This is a genomic window from Kitasatospora sp. NPDC006697, assembly GCF_042869935.1.
GTDB lineage: Bacteria > Actinomycetota > Actinomycetes > Streptomycetales > Streptomycetaceae > Kitasatospora.
Genome location: NZ_JBIAGU010000022.1, coordinates 56,686 through 73,504, shown reverse-complemented (window position 1 = coordinate 73,504; position 16,819 = coordinate 56,686). Strand labels below are relative to the sequence as shown.

The 16,819-nt window shown below is 73.6% G+C and carries 17 protein-coding genes; 5 read left to right on the top strand and 12 right to left on the bottom strand.

The features are described from left to right. Nucleotides 1-112 precede the first annotated feature (112 nt). Entirely contained in the window at nucleotides 113-394 is a 282-nt protein-coding gene (locus ACFYNO_RS27330; RefSeq protein WP_388017893.1) for a glutaredoxin family protein, read from the bottom strand. Nucleotides 395-540: 146 nt separating this feature from the next. Between ACFYNO_RS27330 and ACFYNO_RS27325 the strand changes: the two genes are divergently transcribed. From ACFYNO_RS27325 to ACFYNO_RS27315, 3 genes are all read left to right on the top strand, one after another. Beyond that, nucleotides 541-1,473: an HAD family hydrolase gene (locus tag ACFYNO_RS27325; RefSeq protein WP_388017890.1), complete on the top strand. Its 933-nt coding sequence runs from the start codon at nucleotides 541-543 to the stop codon at nucleotides 1,471-1,473. Between the two features lie 546 nt (nucleotides 1,474-2,019). Next, nucleotides 2,020-2,796, top strand: a complete 777-nt coding sequence (locus tag ACFYNO_RS27320; protein WP_388018114.1) for an ECF subfamily RNA polymerase sigma factor, BldN family — start codon at nucleotides 2,020-2,022, stop codon at nucleotides 2,794-2,796. 251 nt (nucleotides 2,797-3,047) lie between these two features. Continuing rightward, on the top strand, nucleotides 3,048-4,337 hold the full coding sequence (locus ACFYNO_RS27315; protein WP_388017887.1) for a DUF5667 domain-containing protein: 1,290 nt from the start codon (nucleotides 3,048-3,050) through the stop codon (nucleotides 4,335-4,337). 63 nt (nucleotides 4,338-4,400) lie between these two features. Here ACFYNO_RS27315 and ACFYNO_RS27310 read toward each other — a convergent pair whose 3' ends face one another. The 7 genes from ACFYNO_RS27310 to proC form a co-directional block, all read right to left on the bottom strand. After that, nucleotides 4,401-5,402, bottom strand: a complete 1,002-nt coding sequence (locus ACFYNO_RS27310; protein ID WP_388017884.1) for a lysophospholipid acyltransferase family protein — start codon at nucleotides 5,400-5,402, stop codon at nucleotides 4,401-4,403. 6 nt (nucleotides 5,403-5,408) lie between these two features. Continuing rightward, nucleotides 5,409-6,485 carry an NAD-dependent epimerase/dehydratase family protein gene (locus ACFYNO_RS27305; RefSeq protein ID WP_388018111.1) on the bottom strand — a complete coding sequence of 359 codons (1,077 nt, stop codon included), beginning with the start codon at nucleotides 6,483-6,485 and terminating at the stop codon, nucleotides 5,409-5,411. A gap of 180 nt (nucleotides 6,486-6,665) precedes the next feature. Further along, complete coding sequence (locus ACFYNO_RS27300; RefSeq protein WP_003948845.1) at nucleotides 6,666-6,764, bottom strand: 30S ribosomal protein bS22; 99 nt, start codon at nucleotides 6,762-6,764, stop codon at nucleotides 6,666-6,668. A gap of 121 nt (nucleotides 6,765-6,885) precedes the next feature. Further along, nucleotides 6,886-7,095, bottom strand: coding sequence for a helix-turn-helix domain-containing protein (locus ACFYNO_RS27295; protein ID WP_101381292.1), 210 nt, complete (start codon nucleotides 7,093-7,095; stop codon nucleotides 6,886-6,888). A gap of 209 nt (nucleotides 7,096-7,304) precedes the next feature. Next, complete coding sequence (locus tag ACFYNO_RS27290) at nucleotides 7,305-8,513, bottom strand: acetoin utilization protein AcuC (protein WP_388017881.1); 1,209 nt, start codon at nucleotides 8,511-8,513, stop codon at nucleotides 7,305-7,307. Continuing rightward, nucleotides 8,485-9,729, bottom strand: coding sequence for an MFS transporter (locus ACFYNO_RS27285; protein WP_388017878.1), 1,245 nt, complete (start codon nucleotides 9,727-9,729; stop codon nucleotides 8,485-8,487). Before ACFYNO_RS27285 ends, ACFYNO_RS27290 begins: the two co-directional genes overlap by 29 nt. A gap of 149 nt (nucleotides 9,730-9,878) precedes the next feature. Next, nucleotides 9,879-10,706: a pyrroline-5-carboxylate reductase gene (proC, locus tag ACFYNO_RS27280; RefSeq protein WP_388017875.1), complete on the bottom strand. Its 828-nt coding sequence runs from the start codon at nucleotides 10,704-10,706 to the stop codon at nucleotides 9,879-9,881. A gap of 182 nt (nucleotides 10,707-10,888) precedes the next feature. Between proC and ACFYNO_RS27275 the strand changes: the two genes are divergently transcribed. Together ACFYNO_RS27275 and ACFYNO_RS27270 are read left to right on the top strand one after the other, a co-directional pair. Then, on the top strand, nucleotides 10,889-11,335 hold the full coding sequence (locus ACFYNO_RS27275; protein ID WP_388017872.1) for a hypothetical protein: 447 nt from the start codon (nucleotides 10,889-10,891) through the stop codon (nucleotides 11,333-11,335). Nucleotides 11,336-11,438: 103 nt separating this feature from the next. Further along, entirely contained in the window at nucleotides 11,439-12,725 is a 1,287-nt protein-coding gene (locus ACFYNO_RS27270; RefSeq protein ID WP_388017869.1) for a hypothetical protein, read from the top strand. A gap of 1 nt (nucleotide 12,726) precedes the next feature. Here the strand turns inward: ACFYNO_RS27270 and ACFYNO_RS27265 are convergent, their stop codons facing one another. The 4 genes from ACFYNO_RS27265 to ACFYNO_RS27250 all read right to left on the bottom strand — a co-directional run bounded on the left by ACFYNO_RS27265 (nucleotide 12,727) and on the right by ACFYNO_RS27250 (nucleotide 16,775). Continuing rightward, on the bottom strand, nucleotides 12,727-13,221 hold the full coding sequence (locus ACFYNO_RS27265; protein WP_388017866.1) for a hypothetical protein: 495 nt from the start codon (nucleotides 13,219-13,221) through the stop codon (nucleotides 12,727-12,729). A gap of 17 nt (nucleotides 13,222-13,238) precedes the next feature. Then, nucleotides 13,239-15,083: a dihydroxy-acid dehydratase gene (gene ilvD, locus ACFYNO_RS27260; protein WP_388017863.1), complete on the bottom strand. Its 1,845-nt coding sequence runs from the start codon at nucleotides 15,081-15,083 to the stop codon at nucleotides 13,239-13,241. A gap of 91 nt (nucleotides 15,084-15,174) precedes the next feature. Next, a complete protein-coding gene (locus ACFYNO_RS27255) occupies nucleotides 15,175-15,939 on the bottom strand; it encodes a class I SAM-dependent methyltransferase (protein WP_388017860.1) in 765 nt (254 codons plus the stop codon). A gap of 29 nt (nucleotides 15,940-15,968) precedes the next feature. Further along, the gene (locus tag ACFYNO_RS27250; protein WP_388018108.1) at nucleotides 15,969-16,775 is read right to left on the bottom strand and encodes a sugar phosphate isomerase/epimerase family protein; all 807 of its coding nucleotides are present in this window, start codon (nucleotides 16,773-16,775) and stop codon (nucleotides 15,969-15,971) included. Nucleotides 16,776-16,819 lie beyond the last annotated feature (44 nt).

The following is a 16,819-nucleotide window of genomic DNA, read 5'->3' as shown; positions in this document are numbered from 1 at the left end:
TCCGGACTCCGAACGGCCGTCCGAGGGGAACCGGACGGCCTCCGGATGGTTCGGGCAAGCAGCACCAAAGCGGCGGGCGGCCGGACCCGGCCGCCCGCCCGCCGGCTCCTGGCTAGCGGCCGGTCAGCGCGGTCCGCAGCCGCTTCTCGTCGACCCGCCAGAAGTCGTGCTGGCGCCCGTCGATCAGCGTCACCGGGATCTGCTCCGCGTACGTGCGGTAGAGCTCCGGGTCCTGGGTGATGTCCCGCTCCTCGAAGCCGGACCCCAGCTCGGCCACCACCCGGGTGATCACCTCCCGCGCGTCGTCGCAGAGATGGCACCCGGGCTTGGCCAGCAGGGTGACGGTCCGGTCGGCGGGGTCGGCGCTCTTGGCGCGGCGCAGCAGTGGGCTCACCCGGCCATTGTGCGCCGCGACGGGGGCAGCCGGATGCCCGCCGCGACCTGGGAAAGGTTGCGTCGGTGGTGGGGCGGATCGAGGCTCGGCCCGGACGCCGTTCCTTGATCCGCCCCACCACTGACGCAACCTCTATGCTCGGTCCCATGGCCGCGCTGCGAAGGCTCACCCACCCCAGGCGTTCCCCCTCCGAGCGGGCCGCCCTGGCTGGCGAGGCCGCAGCCGACGCGGCCGAGCGTGCGCTCCGCGAGGCCGGCCCGGCGCTGGCGGAGGAGGAGCCGGAGGGGCCCGGGGGGCCGCCGGTGGACCACCCGCACGGCGCCGCCTTCTTCGACTGCGACAACACGATCCTGCAGGGCGCCGCCGTCTTCTACCTCGGCGTCGGCCTCTACCGCCGGAAGTTCTTCACCCGCCGCGACGTGGCCCGGTTCGCCTGGCAGCAGGCGATGTTCCGGCTGCGCGGCGCGGAGGACCCGGACCACATCGCCGACGCCCAGTCCACCGCGCTCTCGCTGGTGGCCGGCAAGCGGACCGCCGACCTGGAGGCGATCTGCGAGGAGATCTTCGAGGACATCGTGGCGGCCAAGGTCTGGCCGGGCACCCGGGCGCTGGTGCGGATGCACCTGGACGCCGGGCAGCGGGTCTGGCTGGTCACCGCGGCGCCGGTGGAGGTGGCCCGGATCATCGCCCGCCGGCTCGGCATGACCGGCGCGCTCGGCACCGTCTCCGAGGTCTCCGACGGCATGTACACCGGCCGGCTGGTCGGCGAGATGCTGCACGGGCCGGCCAAGGCCGAGGCGGTCCGGGCGCTCTCCCGGCGCGAGGGCCTGGACCTCGGGCGGTGCGCCGCCTACAGCGACTCGTCCAACGACATCCCGCTGCTCTCGCTGGTCGGACACCCGTTCGTGGTCAACCCCGACGGGCGGCTGCGCAAGTACGCCCGGGCGCACGGCTGGCGGGTGCAGGACTTCCGGACCGGCCGCAAGGCGGCCCGGATCGGCGTGCCCGCCGCGATCGGCGCGGGCGTGCTGGGCGGTGTCGCGGTGGCCGCGATGGCGCTGCGCCGGCGCCGGCGCTGACCCCCTCCCCCTTCCGGCGGCCGTCCAGCGCTGACCGGCCGTTCCTCCGGCCTGCCCCGAGCAGGCCTGCCGCGCCCGGGATCTGACGCGCCGTCCGCTCGTTCGACCGCTGACCGGATCTGATCGTTCGAACGCCCCGGAAACTCGGGGATTGGCGGTCCCACCGACTGGGAAACCGGCCGCCCGACCTCGGAATCGGTCACACTCAGCCGTCGAGCGGTCACCGATGCCACCTGCCGTCGCCGCTCATCCGGTCAGTTTCGGGTCAGATACCACGAGAAGTGGATGCCTATCGACCACTTCGGCCACACGGTGTAGCTGTCATTGCACAAAGCGTTATTCTCTCCTGGATGCACGCCCACCCCAGGTGTCCCCCCGACGGGGTGACGGGGAGTGTGCTCTCCGCGCAGGCGGAGGTGATCCGTCCACAGTTCTGCCTCTGGGAGTCCCGTGTACCCACCCGTCCGGAACGACGCGCCTGCTCCCTCCTGCCCGTCGGCCTCCGCCACCACGAGTCGTCCCGGGCCGGCCGCCGCCCTGCCCGCCCTGCGCAACCTGCGGCTGCTGCGCTCCCTGCTGCGCAGTCAGCTGGCCTTCCCGGTGCCCCAGTTGGCGCCGGCCGGCGGACCGGCGCTGCCCGGCCAGGCCGGCCTGGCGCTGCGCTCCGCGGCCACCGGCGCGGCCACCGCGCGCGGCCGGGGCAGCGGCCAGCCGCCCGGCCCCTCCGGCACCCGGGGCCGCTCCCGCGCGCTGCCGCACCAGGGCGGCGAGGCCGAGCAGAACCCGGTCATGGAGCTGGTCGAGCGGGCCCAGGCCGGCGAGAGCGAGGCCTTCGGGCGGCTCTACGACCACTACTGCGACACGGTCTACCGCTACATCTACTACCGGGTCGGCAGCCGGGCCACGGCCGAGGACCTGACCAGCGAGACCTTCCTGCGCGCGCTGCGCCGGATCGGCACCTTCACCTGGCAGGGCCGGGACTTCGGCGCCTGGCTGGTGACCATCGCCCGCAACCTGGTCGCCGACCACTTCAAGTCCAGCCGGTTCCGGCTGGAGGTGACCACCGGGGAGATGCTCGACTCCAACGAGTGCGAGCGCAGCCCCGAGGACTCGGTGCTGGAGTCGCTCTCCAACGCCGCCCTGCTGGACGCGGTGCGCCGGCTCAACCCGCAGCAGCAGGAGTGCGTGACCCTCCGGTTCCTGCAGGGGCTCTCGGTGGCGGAGACCGCCCGGATCATGGGCAAGAACGAGGGCGCGATCAAGACCCTGCAGTACCGCGCGGTCCGCACGCTGGCCCGGCTGCTGCCGCCGGACGCCAGGTAGGCCCGCGGCATGAACATAGCCGACGCCGGGTCACCCCGAAGACCGTTCCCACACGTCCGGGTGAGAATGCGGTCACATGATCACTCGTGCGTAACCGACCGCCGATTCCACTCGTTGCCCAGCGTGCAAACCCCCTCGGGCGGCGTGGTCAAGTCGGGCCGCGATCCCTCACCCGAAGGAGTGGATTTGGCCCGCCGTGGCAACCGTCCGGCAGGCCGGGGAGTCGACAACGACGAAGGGAGGTGTGGCCCGTGACGGCAAATGTGCTGGAGCACCGGCGGGCGAAGGCCTTCGCCGAGGCGCTGGAGGCCCACCGGACAGGACCGGCCGCGAGCAGCGCGCCACTGGGTGAGCTCGTGGACACCGCGACCGCGCTCGGCGCGCTCACCGTGCCCGGCCTGGACGCCGAGGTCCGGATGGTGCAGCGAGCCCAGCTGCTGGCCGCTTTCGAGCAGACGGTGGGCGGTGGCGGCCTGGCCGCCGTGCCCCGCCAGCGGGAGCACCGGCACCGCCGGATCGACCGGCTGGCGCGGCGCCGCTGGGGCCGGCGGTTCGCCATCACCGGCATGATCGCCGGGGTCACCGTGGGCAGCCTGGCCGGGGTGGCCGCGGCGAGCACCGGGGCGCTGCCCGGCGACCCGCTCTACGGCATGAAGCGCCACCTGGAGGGCCTGCGGCTGGACCTGGCCGACAACGACCAGGAGCGCGGCACCCTGCTGCTGGACCAGGCCTCCACCCGGCTGGCCGAGGCCCGCTCGCTGGTCGGCCGGACCAACGGCGGCCCGCTCAGCCCGGAGACGGTCAACCGGCTCGGCTCGGCGCTGCGCGACATGCACGCGGAGGCGGCCCGCGGCCGGGACCTGCTGCGCGCGGTCTACCAGGCGAACGGCTCGCTCGACCCGATGCGCAAGCTGGCCTCCTTCACCGAGGCCCAGGACGACCACTGGGCCGCCCTGCAGCCCCAACTGCCCACCCAGCTCACCCCGGTGGCGGGCCAGGTGGACCAGCTCTTCGGTGACCTGAACCAGGACGTCGGCCCGCTCCACCTGGACCAGGACAGCGCCGGCCACCCGGCCTCGCCGGTCCCGGCCGCCCCCTCCGGCAGCTCGGGCCGGACCGGCGGCAGCGCCTCCCCGGCCGGCGGCCGCGCCACCGTCCCGGCGCAGCAGGGCAGTCCGGACGAGCCGCTGGGCGGCACCGGCCGCCCGAGCGGTGCCGCGATGGTGCCGAGCCAGGGCGGCCCGGCCACCCCGGCCGGGGCCAACCCGGTCGGCGGCCTGGTCAACGGGCTCACCGGCAGCCTGACCGGCACCGGTGCCGGCGCGGCCCGGCCGGGGGCCGGCCAGGCCCCGGCGGCCTCGCCCGCGCCGGCCGGCGGCAGCGGCTCGGCGGCGCCCGGCGGCGACGCCAGCCCGTCCGCGACGCCGTCCGCCCCGGCGGACGGCCAGAGCAGCACCCCGGCGACCGGCGGGCTGAACCTGCCGCCGCTGATCCCGGGCCTGCTGCCGGGCCTCGGCCTCGACGGCAGCGGCGGGAACTGACGGTCCGGCGGACCGAGGGCCCGTCACCTCCGGGTGGCGGGCCCTCGGTCGGTCGGGCGGTGCTCAGAAGAAGACCGAGCGCCGTTCGACCAGCAGCTTGTAGAGGCTGTGCTGGATGGTCTCCCGCACCTCGTCGGTCAGGTTGAAGACCAGCATCGGGTCGTCCGCCGCCTCCGGCGCGTACCGGTCGGTGGCGATCGGCTCGCCGAACTGGATGGTCCACTTGGTCGGCAGCGGCACCGCGCCCAGCGGCCCGAGCCACGGGAAGGTCGGGGTGATCGGCAGGTAGGGCAGCCCGAGCAGCCGGGCCAGCGTCTTGGCGTTGCCCAGCATCGGGTAGGTCTCCTCGGCCCCGACGATGGCGCACGGCACGATCGGCACCCGGGCCCGCAGCGCCGAGGCGACGAACCCGCCGCGGCCGAACCGCTGCAGCTTGTACCGGTCGGCGAACGGCTTGCCGATCCCCTTGTAGCCCTCCGGCCACACCCCGACCACCTCGCCGCGCTCCAGCAGCGCCTGGGCGTCCTCGTTGCAGGCCAGGGTGTGCCCGGCCTTGCGGGCCAGCTCGCCGACCACCGGCAGCTCGAAGACCAGGTCGGCGGCGAGCATCCGCAGGTGCCGGCGGCCCGGGGTGTGGTCGTGGATCGCCACCTGGGTCATCAGCGCGTCCAGCGGCACCACCCCGGAGTGGTTGGCCACCACCAGCACCCCGCTGTCCGGCGGCAGGTGCTCGGCGCCGCGCACCTCGACCCGGAAGTACTTCTCGGCCAGCGGCCGCAGCGCGGTGAGGATGACCTCCTCGGTGAGCTCGCGGTCGAAGCCGAACTCGTCCACCTCGTACTCGCCGGTCAGCCGGCGGCGCAGGAAGGAGAGGCCGGCTGCGGCCTTCCCCTCCCAGCCCTCGCCGAGCAGCGAGTCCGCGGCCCGGCCGGTGCGGCCGGCCAGCAGCGCGCCGAGCGAGCCGGCCAGCCGGTCGGCCAGCCCACCCTCGTCGCGGCCGGTCCAGCTGGGCGCCGACTCGATCGGGATCACCTTGGCCTGCTCGGCCTCGCGGGCGGCGTTCATCCGGCCTCAGCTCCTCTTGCTCAGCAGGGTGGCGAGCCGGTCGGCGGCCGCGGCCAGCCGCTCCGGCGGCAGCAGGGCGCCGCGCTGCCCGGCGGCGAAGTCGGCGAAGGCCTCGGGGGTGGAGTAGGCCGGGCGGTAGCCGAACACCTCGCGCAGCGCGCTGGTGTCCACCACCCGACCGTGCGTCAGCAGGCCGACCTGCTCGGGCGCGAAGTCCATCGCCCGGGTCTGCCGGGCCAGCGAGGCGGCCCAGCCGAGGGCCGGCCGGAGCACCGGCAGGGTGGGCCGGCCGAGCCGGCGGGCGCACTGGGAGAGCAGCAGCACCCCGTCGCCCGCCACGTTGAAGGTGCCGCTGCGGTCCACCGGCCGGTCCGGCAGGCCGGCCACCGGCTCCAGCGCGGCCAGCCGCAGCACCTCCACCGCGTCGTCCTCGTGGACGAACTGCAGCCGGGGGTCGTGGCCGAGCGCGGTGGGCAGCACCGGCAGCGCGAAGTAGGAGGCCAGCGGGGTGTCGGCGCTGGGGCCGACCAGGTTGGCGAACCGCAGCACGGTGACGGCGACGTCGGGGCGGCGGCGGGCGAAGCCGCGCACGTAGCCCTCGATCTCGGCGGCGTCCTTGGCGAAGCCGTCGGCGGGCAGCGTCTTGGGCGGGGTGCGCTCGGTGAAGACGGCCGGGTCGCGCGGGGTGGAGCCGTAGACACCGGTGGTGGACTTCACCACCAGCCGGCGGACCAGCGCGGACTGCTGGCAGGCGCCGAGCAGCTGCATGCTGCCGATGACGTTGATCTCCTTGACCGCCGAGCGGGCGGTCGCGCCGGGGTTGGTGGCGCTGACGTTCAGGTGGACCACGGTGTCCACGTCGTGCTCGGCCAGCACCCGGGCGATCGCCGGGCGGCGCAGGTCGACGTGGCTGAAGACGTAGGGCGCGCGCGGCCCGTCCCCGGCCTCCCGGGGATCGGGCGCCTGCGGCGGCAGCACATCGGCGCCGACCACCAGGTCCACCCCGGGCTCGCGGCGGATCCGCTCGGCGAACCGGGCGCCGAGCTGCCGGGCCACGCCGGTGACCAGCACCACCTTGCCCACCCTGTCCGCCACCCTCCGCTCGGCCGCCCCGGGTACGGCGGCGCGTGGTTGCACCGTACCGCGTCGGTGGCCGGAAACCAGCGCTGCCCGCCCCGGGCCGTTTCCGGCCGGGACGGGCAGTGATGCACCTGGAGCAATGCTCCGCAGGTGTGACGGCAGACTCCCGCTCGCGCGGGGAGACTACTTCTTGTTGCGACGCTGAACGCGGGTCCGCTTCAGAAGCTTGCGGTGCTTCTTCTTGGCCATACGCTTGCGACGCTTCTTGATGACAGAGCCCACGGAACAACCCTCGCTCACTGAGACTTCCGCCCGTGAGAGACGGAGTCCATACGACTGACGGAGGGCCTAGCCTACCGTCTGGCCCGGCTCCCGAATAAATCGGGACGGGCAACGCCGCCGATCAGGCACTCTGCCGCCCGACGTAGGAGTCCTTCAGGTAGTCGTGGACCGCCTGTTCGGGCACTCGGAACGAGCGGCCGACCCGGATGGCGGGCAGCTCCTGGGAGTGCACCAAGCGGTAGACCGTCATCTTGGACACCCTCATGACCGAGGCGACTTCCGCCACGGTCAGGAAGTTGACCTCTTGCAGGGGGCGTTCGCCGGAACTCATGACCTCACCCGACCCTTTTCCGTGTGCAAGGCACCGGCTTCCCCTCCGGTGACTCGACCGACACACGCGTATCCCCAGAGTAGTTGCGCGTGGTACGAGTGGGAAGGGGGAGGAGGCGATTGCTTGTACGGTCAGAGATGCGTCCGTTGCAGTACGTAGCGCGTCGGCGCTCTGTAGCAGCTCGGCTGCGCTCCGTTCCCGCTCCGAGGTTAGGGCAGCAGGCCGTGCTGCGGGAAGACCGCCTTGCGGGTCGCGAGGATCGCCTGGTCGAGGCGGTCGGCCGGGTCGTAGCCCTGCTCGGCGAAGTCCCGGTAGCGCACGTCGGCGCCGTCCGTCATCCGCAAGGGGGCGCCCTGCCGGGTGTGCCGGTAGACCTCGGCGCGCCAGTCGGCGGGGGTCTCGGCGGTCGGCTCGATCGGGCGGCCGGCCGCGATCGCCACCAGGTGGGTCCAGGTCCTGGGGACCACCTCCACCACCGCGTAGCCGCCCCCGCCGAGCGCCACCCAGCGGCCCTCGCAGTGCTCGTGGGCCAGCTCGTGCAGGCTCTGCGCCACCGCGCGCTGGGCGTCCACGGTGACCAGCAGGTGGGCCAGCGGGTCCTCCAGGTGGGTGTCCGCGCCGTGCTGACTGACGATCACCTGCGGGCGGAAGGCGGCCAGCAGCTCCGGCACCACCGCGTGGTAGGCGCGCAGCCAGCCGGCGTCCGAGGTGCCGGCCGGCAGCGGCAGGTTGACGGCGGTGCCGGGGGCCGACGGGCCGCCGGTCTCGGTGGCCCAGCCGGTCTGCGGGAAGAGCGTGCTGGGGTGCTCGTGCACCGAGACGGTGAGCACCCGGGGGTCGTCCCAGAAGGCGGCCTGCACGCCGTCGCCGTGGTGCACGTCCACGTCCACGTAGGCGACCCGCTCGGCGCCCAGCTCCAGCAGCCGGGCGATGGCCAGCGCCGGGTCGTTGTAGACGCAGAAGCCGGAGGCCCGGTCCGGCATGGCGTGGTGCAGCCCGCCGGCGAAGTTGACGGCGTGCCGGGCCTGGCCGCGCCAGACCGCCTCGGCGGCGGCCACCGACTGGCCGGCGATCAGCGCGGAGGCGGTGTGGATGGCCGGGAAGGCCGGGTTGTCCTCGGTGCCCAGGCCGTGCCGCTCGTCCACCAGGCCCGGGTCGGCGGCGGCCCGGCGGACCGCGGCCAGGTACTCGGGGCGGTGCACCAGGCCGAGCGTGGACTCGCCGGCCGGCGGCGCGGCGGCCACCGTGACCCCGGGACCGCCGGCCAGGCCGAAGGACTCGACCAGGCGCATGGTGAGGGAGAGCCGGACCGGGTCCATCGGGTGCCGGTCGCTGAACCGGTAGGCGGTCTCGGCTTCGTCCCAGAACAGGCGCAGCTGGCAGGACTGGTCAGACTGGGCGGGCTGGGCTGACGGCATGGTCCAACGGTAGTGGCTGGTGCCGCGCGGGTGCGAAGTGCCTGCCGAGCGGCAGCACGGCCAGCACCAGCAGCAGCGGGGCGCCCAGCGCCCAGCGGTAGGAGCCGGCCCCGGCGATCGCCCCGACCAGCGGCGAACCGATCAGGAAGCCCACGTAGTTGAAGAGGTTGAGCCGGGCCACCGCGGCGTCCGAGTCGGCCGGGAAGAGCCGGCCGCCGGCCGCGAAGACCTGCGGGATGATCGCGCAGATGCCGGCGCCGAGCACGGTGAAGCCGGCGATGCCGACCCAGGCGGTCGGGGCCAGCGCGGCGATCAGGAAGCCGACCGAGGCCACCGCGGCGCCGGTGCGGACCACCGGGACGGCGCCGAACCGCTGCACCGCGCGGTCGCCCAGGGCCCGGCCGGCCAGCATCGCCACCATGTAGCCGGCGTAGCCGAAGGCGCCCAGGCCGTCGCCGCTGTGCAGGGTGCCGGTGAGGTACTTGGCGCTCCAGTTGGAGACGGTGGAGTCGGCGATGTAGGCGAAGGCCATCGCGGCGCAGAGCGGCAGCAGCGGGCGCCAGGGGATCGAGCGGGCGGCGGCGGCCGCGGCCTCCTGCACGGCGCTGCCCAGTTCGGCCGGGCCGGGCAGGAACCGGCCGGCCACCACCGCGGCCGGGGCCAGCACGGCGGCGGCGGCGCCGAACAGCACGATCAGCCGGCTGTGCGCGCCGGCCCCGGCCAGCAGCGCGCCGATGATCCCGCCGAGGCTGAAGGCGGCGTGGAAGCCGATCATGATGGACCGGCCGTAGCGGTGCTGCAGGCCGACGCCGAGCATGTTCATCGAGGCGTCCAGCGCGCCGACCAGCAGGCCGAAGGCGGCCAGCGCCAGCCCGAGGCTCCAGAGCTGGTGGCCGAGAGCGACCAGCACCAGGGTGAGGCAGACGGCGGGCTGGACCACCCGGAGCACGCCGCGCGCGGTGGTCCGCTTGACGATCTGCTCGGAGGCGATCGAGCCGGCCCCGGCCAGGATCGGCACGGCGGCCAGGAAGACGGTCAGCTGGGAGTCGCTGACGCCGTACTGCTTCTGGATGCCGGGGATCCGGGTGACCAGCAGGGCGAAGGTGGTGCCCTGCAGCAGGAAGCCGGCCAGCAGGGCCGTCCTGGCCCGGCGCAGCCGGTCGGCGGCCGGATCGGCCGCCCCGGACCCGGACGGCCTCGTGCTCAGTCCACTCACCCCGGGCACCTCGCTCACGTCGGGCGCAGTGGCCGACACGGGCGGCTACTGGCCGGTACGAAGATATTGGCGCGAGCGTAGGGGGTCGCGCCGGCTTTGGGGAGGGGCTGGACCCGGCTTTCTTGAGCCGGGCTCACCTCTGAGTCCGACTACTTCCCGCCGCTGGCCAGCTCCCGGGAGCGGTCCCGGGCCGCCTCCAGCGCGCCGAGCAGCGCCGCCCGCACCCCGTGGTTCTCCAGCTCCCGGATCGCCGCGATGGTGGTGCCGGCCGGCGAGGTGACCGCCTCCCGCAACTTCACCGGGTGCTCGCCGGAGTCCCGCAGCATCACCGAGGCGCCCACCGCCGACTGGACGATCAGGTCGTGCGCCACCTGCCGGGGCAGCCCGAGCAGGATGCCCGCGTCGGTCATCGCCTCCACCAGGTAGTAGAAGTAGGCCGGCCCCGAGCCGGAGAGCGCGGTGGCCGCGTCCTGCTGGCTCTCCGGCAGCCGCAGCGCCTGGCCGACCGACTGGAAGATCTCCTCGGCCTGCAGCAGGTGCTCCTCGGTGGCGTGCGAGCCGCCGGAGATCACGCTCATCCCCTCGTCCACCAGCACGGGCGTGTTGGGCATCACCCGGACCACCGGGGTGCCGGACGGCAGCCGGGCCTCGAACCAGCGGGTCGGGATGCCCGCGGCGGCCGAGATCACCAGCCGGCCGGGCGTGATGTGCGGGGCCAGCTCCTCCATCAGGGCGCCCATGTCCTGCGGCTTGACCGCCAGGATCAGGGTGTCGGCCAGCTTGGCGGCCTCCCGGTTGGAGACGGCCGCCACGCCGTAGCGCTCGGCCAGTTCGGCGGCCCGCTCCGCCCGCCGGGCGGTGACCATCACCTCGGTCGGCCGCTTGCCCGACCGCAGCAGCCCGGAGAGCAGCGCCTCGCCGATCTTGCCGGTGCCGAGGAAGGCGATCCGCTGGGGGTGGACGGCGCTGTCGGGCATGGCTCGGCTCCTCGTTCGACGGCGGTGCTGCCGGCCATCCTCGCACCCGGGCCGCCCGGTTTCGGGGAGGTGTCCAGCGGGCGGACAGCAGGTCCCGGGGGCGTCCCGTAGGGGACAGTGCCCGGGAGAATTCGGGGGCGGCGGTGCTGGCCCCGGGGCCCGGCGAGGAGCACCGTGGAGGCATGGGACACGGAGACCTGACGCCACGCGAGAGCCGCAACCTGGCCGTCGCCTCCGCCACCAACGGCCCGTGGCGCACCGCCGCGGCCGTGGGAGCGGTGGTCGGCGGTGCCACCCTGGCAGCCGAACTGATCGGCGGCCACTGGTCCACCACGGTCCTGGCCGGACCGGCCGGCTGGGCCCTGTTCTTCTTCTTCCTGATCGGCACCGTCGGCGGCCGGCTGCGCCGGGACACCGGCGACCGGCGGCTGCGGCGCTGGGCCGAGGAGCACCCCTGGCAGTCGGCGCTGCCCGCGACCGGCGCGCTGCTGGTGCTGAACACGCTGGCGCTCACGCTGCTCGGCGACTGGGGCGTCGTCGGCGCGGTCTTCGCCTCGCTGCTGCCGGCCGGCCTGCTGCTGCTGATCGCCGGGGTGGTGGGATCCGTGAAGTCGGCCCGCAAGGCCTGACCGGTGCTCAGCTGAGGAGGAATCACCACAGAACGCACACCGGTCGATCGCCGAACCCCCGCCCGGTGCCCGGCGTGTCGGGCGGCCTCTGCATACTGTGCGCGTGCCGATCACCGAAGACCCCGAGCCCCGCCCGTCCGGCGAGGAGCCGGACCCGTTCGAGAACCTCGTGCTGGACGAGGATTTCGTCCAGAGCGCGACCGTCAAGGAGGCCTCCGGGCGCTCCCGGATGCTCTCCGCCCGCTGGAAGCGCAAGCCTCCGGAGACCGAGACGGCCTGGCGCCCGCCGACCGAGATCCGCCGCAGCCGGTTCGGCCGGCGGGCGAAGCAGGTCGACCCCTGGGGCAACAAGCGCCGCTCCCGGCCGAGCTGGCACGCGCCGGTCTACGTGCTGCTCGCGGTCGGCGTGGTGCTGGCGGCGGTCAACGTCAACGGGCTGCACGACTGGTACCAGCGGAACTTCAACGGGGACGGGGGCGCGGACAGCGGTGTGGCGGCGGCTCCGCCGAGCCCGGTGGTGACGCAGGCGCCGGAGACGGCCCAGCCGACGGCGGCGCCGCCCACCCAGGACGTCCCGCAGACGCCCACCGTCGCGCATCCGTGGATCGGGTCGCCGGCGGAGAGCTGGCCGACCGGGTCGGCCGCGATCACGCTGCCGCAGGCCGGCGCGGTCGGCGCCTTCGACGCCGACCAGGTCGGACAGGACCTGGCGCTGGTGAAGAAGTACCTCGTGGCCTCGAACCTGGAGCCGGACGTGCTGAACGGCCAGACCGCCCAGCCCGTGCTGGACCTGCTGGAGAGCCGGGAGCGCCAGCGGCTGTCGAAGGCGATAGCCAACCCGACCAAGGACGAGGACGCGACCGACTGGTTCAGCCGGTTCGACCCGAAGACGTCGGAGCAGGCCGTACCGGACGTCCACCTGCAGGGCTGGGTCACGTTCAAGCCTGACGGCAAGAACGGCCTGCTGGTGCAGACCGACTACACCTTCGTGTACGCCCTGGCGGCCGGCCCGCAGAAGTTCGAGCCGACCCAGCAGCAGTTGGACACCGGCGGCTCGCCCTCCCCCACCGCCAACGCCCAGTCGGTCTCCTTCGTCCAGTCCGATCCGCTCGCGCTGGTCCAGCGCGAAGTGGTCCGCCGGATCCAGGACTTCGAGTTCTACGACCCGGACCGCTACCAGGTCGAGCCGAACCGCATCGAGCTGAGCCACTTCGAGAGTTCGACTGCCGGCAACTGGTGCGTGGGGGGCGTCGGCTGGCTGGAGCCCGAGTTCCCGGACGACAACCGCAACGGCCCGGAGCCGAGCCAGAGCGGTCCGACCGAGGACCCCTACAACCAGAGCCAGCCGCTGCGCACCGGCGGCGGCTGCGGTACGGCCTCCCGGCTCTGACCTACTTCCCCTTCTTCCCCCGCTTGTCCGGCCGCCCCGTCCGCGCAGCCCTGAGCTTCGCGGACCGGGCGGTCTCGCGTTCCCAGGCCGTGCGCCGGACCGACTCGCCGGGCGCCTCGACCAGGCTGCGGAAGAAGTACGCGGCGACCGCGCCGACGCAGCCGATCAGCCAGACCGCGCCGAGCGACTTGTCCTCGGCCATCCAGCCGGTCAGCGAGTCACGGCCCTCGGTGAGCACCTTCCAGGTCCGCATCGCCGCCAGGAAGGAGCAGATCGCGATGGCGGCGATCAGCAGGGTGTCCACCAGCCCGCCGGACTTGGACAGCTGCACCCCGCTGACCGCGAACCGCAGCACGAACGCCCCGGCCACCGTGGTGGCCAGGGCGCCGAGCGAGACCGCCACCCGGCGCAGCCAGTAGTCGCCGCCGCGGCTCACCCAGGTGGTGCCGAAGAAGCGGATGGGCTCGGGCGCGGGGCCGGTCTCGTTGTCGCTCACACCAGCGATTATCCAGCTCAGCCCAGCTTGCTGACGTCCCGCACCGCGCCCTTGTCGGCGGAGGTCGCCATCGCGGCGTAGGCCTTGAGCGCCTGGCTGACCTGGCGGTCGCGGTGCGCGGGGCGGTAGCCGCCGCTCTCCTCCAGCCGCAGCCGGCGCTCGTGCAGCTCCTCGAAGGAGACCTTGAGCTCGACCGAGCGGCCGGGGATGTCGATCGCGATGATGTCGCCGTCCTCGACCAGCGCGATGGTGCCGCCGGAGGCCGCCTCCGGGGAGACGTGGCCGATCGACAGGCCCGAGGTGCCGCCGGAGAACCGGCCGTCGGTGATCAGCGCGCAGGCCTTGCCCAGGCCGCGGCCCTTGAGGAAGGAGGTCGGGTAGAGCATCTCCTGCATGCCCGGGCCGCCCTTGGGGCCCTCGTAGCGGATGACCACCACGTCGCCCTCCTTGATCCGCTTGGCGAGGATCGCGTCCACGGCGTCCTCCTGCGACTCGACCACCACGGCGGGGCCGGAGAAGGTCCAGATCGACTCGTCCACGCCGGCCGTCTTCACGATGCAGCCGTCCTCGGCCAGGTTGCCGTAGAGCACGGCCAGGCCGCCCTCCACCGAGTAGGCGTGCGCCACGCCGCGGATGCAGCCGCCGGCCGCGTCGGTGTCCAGCGAGTCCCAGCGCTCGCTCTGCGAGAAGGCCTCGGCGCTGCGCACGCAGCCGGGGGCGGCGTGGAACAGCTCGACGGCCTCGGCGGAGGGCGAGCCGCCGCGGATGTCCCAGGTCTTCAGCCACTCGGCCAGCGAGTCGGAGTGCACGGTGTGCACCTCCTCGTTGAGCAGCCCGCCGCGGTAGAGCTCGCCGAGGATCGCCGGGATGCCGCCGGCCCGGTGCACGTCCTCCATGTAGTAGTTGCCGTTCGGGGCGACCTTGGAGAGGCACGGGACCTTGCGGGAGATGGCGTCGATGGCCCGCATGTCGAAGTCCAGCTCGGCCTCCTGGGCGGCGGCCAGCAGGTGCAGGATGGTGTTGGTGGAGCCGCCCATCGCGATGTCCAGCGCCATCGCGTTCTCGAACGCGGCGCGGGTGGCGACGTTGCGCGGCAGGACCGACTCGTCGTCCTGCTCGTAGTAGCGCTTGGTGATCTCCACGACGGTGCGGCCGGCCGCCTCGTAGAGCGCCCGGCGGGCGGTGTGGGTGGCCAGCACCGAGCCGTTGCCCGGCAGCGAGAGGCCGATCGCCTCGGTCAGGCAGTTCATCGAGTTGGCGGTGAACATGCCGGAGCAGGAGCCGCAGGTCGGGCAGGCGTTCTCCTCGATGATCGCGATGTCGGCGTCGGAGACGTTCTCGTTCACCGCGTCGGAGATCGCGTTGACCAGGTCGAGCCTGCGCACCGTGCCGTCGACCAGGGTGGCCTTGCCGGCCTCCATCGGGCCGCCGGAGACGAAGACCACCGGGATGTTGAGCCGCAGCGCGGCCATCAGCATGCCGGGGGTGATCTTGTCGCAGTTGGAGATGCAGATCAGCGCGTCGGCGCAGTGCGCGTTGACCATGTACTCGACGCTGTCCGCGATCAGGTCGCGGGAGGGCAGCGAGTAGAGCATGCCGCCGTGGCCCATCGCGATGCCGTCGTCGACCGCGATGGTGTTGAACTCACGCGGGATGCCGCCGGCCTGCTTGATCGCCTCGGAGACGATCCGGCCCACCGGCTGCAGGTGCGTGTGGCCGGGCACGAACTCGGTGAAGGAGTTGGCCACCGCGATGATCGGCTTGCCGAAGTCCTCCCGGGCTACACCGGCGGCGCGCAGAAGCGCGCGGGCGCCCGCCATGTTGCGACCGTGGGTGACCGTACGGGACCTCAGCTCGGGCACTGCCTTCTCCACTCCATCAGGCGGCTGGTGACTGACGAGCCTACGCCGCCGTCCCGGGGAACGGACGTACCGTCCGCATCCCGGTCAGGGCTCAGCGGGGGGTCACCGCCACCGTGAGGTCCACGGTGTAGGGCTCGACCACCCGGCCGTCCGGGAAGAGGCCGAGCAGCCACTCGCGGTCCTCGGCCAGCACCCGCTCGCGCAGCTCCGGCTCGGCGACCGCGAAGTAGGACTTGGAGCGCAGGTCGGTGATCACGTCCTCCACCGTGATCGTCCGCTCCCAGCGCAGCTGCTCCCGGGAGACGGCCAGCGGGTGCGCGGCGAGCGGCTCGGTGACGGCGTTCATCACCCCGTAGTAGTGGTATGAGGGGAGCGCGGCCGCGTGCCTGCGCTCCTGTTCGGCGAGCCAGTCCACCGAGCGGTCCTTGAGGTTCCAGAACAGCACCAGCGCGCCGCCCGGCCGCAGCACCCGGATCGCCTCGGGGACGGACTTCGCGGCGTCCGTCCAGTGGAAGGCCTGGGCGTAGGTGACCAGGTCGGCGCTGTCGTCGTGGCAGGGCAGCTCGTCGCCGACGCCCCTGACCACCGGGATCCACGGGCTGACGGCGTGCAGTTGGGCGGCCATCCCGCCGCTCGGCTCGACCGCGATCACCCGGGCGCCGCGCTCCGCCAGCAACCGGGTGGCGATGCCGGTGCCGGCGCCCACGTCCAGCACGTCCGCCCCGGCCAGCGGGCGGCCGGCCAGCCGCTCGATCGCCTCGAAGAGCTCCGGCGGGTAGGAGGGGCGGGCCCGGTCGTACTCGGCCGCGACGGCGCCGAAGGATTTCGCGTGGGCCTGGTGCTGATTGTCCGTCATGTCCGTGCTCCCGGAGGCTGGTGCTGGCCTCAGCGTACGCGCGAGCCGGTGGCCAGGTGGAGCCGGGTGAAGGCCAGCGCCTCGGCCAGGTCGGCCTCCCGTTCCGCGGGCGAACCGGAGCGCCGGGTGTTGACCTCCAGCACCACGTGGCCGTCGAAGCCGGTGCGGGCCAGCCGCTCCAGCAGCCCGGCGCAGGGCTGCTTGCCGCGGCCGGGGATCAGGTGCTCGTCCTTGCCGGAGCCGGAGCCGTCGGCCAGGTGCACGTGGGCCAGCCGGTCGCCCATCCGGTCGACCATCTCGAAGGCGTCGACCCGCGAGGTGGCCACGTGCGAGAGGTCCACCGTGAAGTGCCGGTAGGCCTCCTCGGTGACGTCCCAGCCGGGCGCGTAGGCCAGCACCTCGCGGTCCCGGTAGCGCCAGGGGTACATGTTCTCGACCGCGAACCGGACCGGCGTCTCGCCCGCCATCCGTTCGATGCCGAGCACGAACTCCTTCGCGTACTGCCGCTGCCAGCGGAACGGCGGGTGCACCACCACGGTGTCCGCGCCCAGCTTCTCGGCCGCCGCCCGGGCCCGCTTGAGCTTGGTCCACGGGTCGGTGGTCCAGACCCGCTGGGTGATCAGCAGGCAGGGCGCGTGCACGGCCAGGATCGGCACCCGATAGCGCTCGGAGAGCTCGCGCAGGGCCGGCAGGCTCTGGCTGACCGGGTCGTTCCAGACCATCACCTCGACGCCGTCGTAGCCGAGCTTGGCGGCCAGCTCGAAGGCGATCCGGGTGTTGTCGGGGTAGACCGAGGCGGTGGAGAGCGCCACCTTGTTGTCCGGGATGTGCAGCACCGGGTGGCTCGGCAGCACCAGCCGGTCGGTGGTCCGGAGCAGGG

What these genes read in the sequence shown, in the direction of transcription:
- ACFYNO_RS27325 (WP_388017890.1), top strand. Translation starts at nt 541, where the DNA reads ATGGCCGCGCTGCGAAGGCTCACCCACCCCAGGCGTTCCCCCTCCGAG.
- ACFYNO_RS27310 (WP_388017884.1), bottom strand. Translation starts at nt 5,402, where the DNA reads ATGAACGCCGCCCGCGAGGCCGAGCAGGCCAAGGTGATCCCGATCGAG.
- ACFYNO_RS27295 (WP_101381292.1), bottom strand. Translation starts at nt 7,095, where the DNA reads ATGAGTTCCGGCGAACGCCCCCTGCAAGAGGTCAACTTCCTGACCGTG.
- ACFYNO_RS27290 (WP_388017881.1), bottom strand. Translation starts at nt 8,513, where the DNA reads ATGCCGTCAGCCCAGCCCGCCCAGTCTGACCAGTCCTGCCAGCTGCGC.
- proC (WP_388017875.1), bottom strand. Translation starts at nt 10,706, where the DNA reads ATGCCCGACAGCGCCGTCCACCCCCAGCGGATCGCCTTCCTCGGCACC.
- ACFYNO_RS27275 (WP_388017872.1), top strand. Translation starts at nt 10,889, where the DNA reads ATGGGACACGGAGACCTGACGCCACGCGAGAGCCGCAACCTGGCCGTC.
- ACFYNO_RS27255 (WP_388017860.1), bottom strand. Translation starts at nt 15,939, where the DNA reads ATGACGGACAATCAGCACCAGGCCCACGCGAAATCCTTCGGCGCCGTC.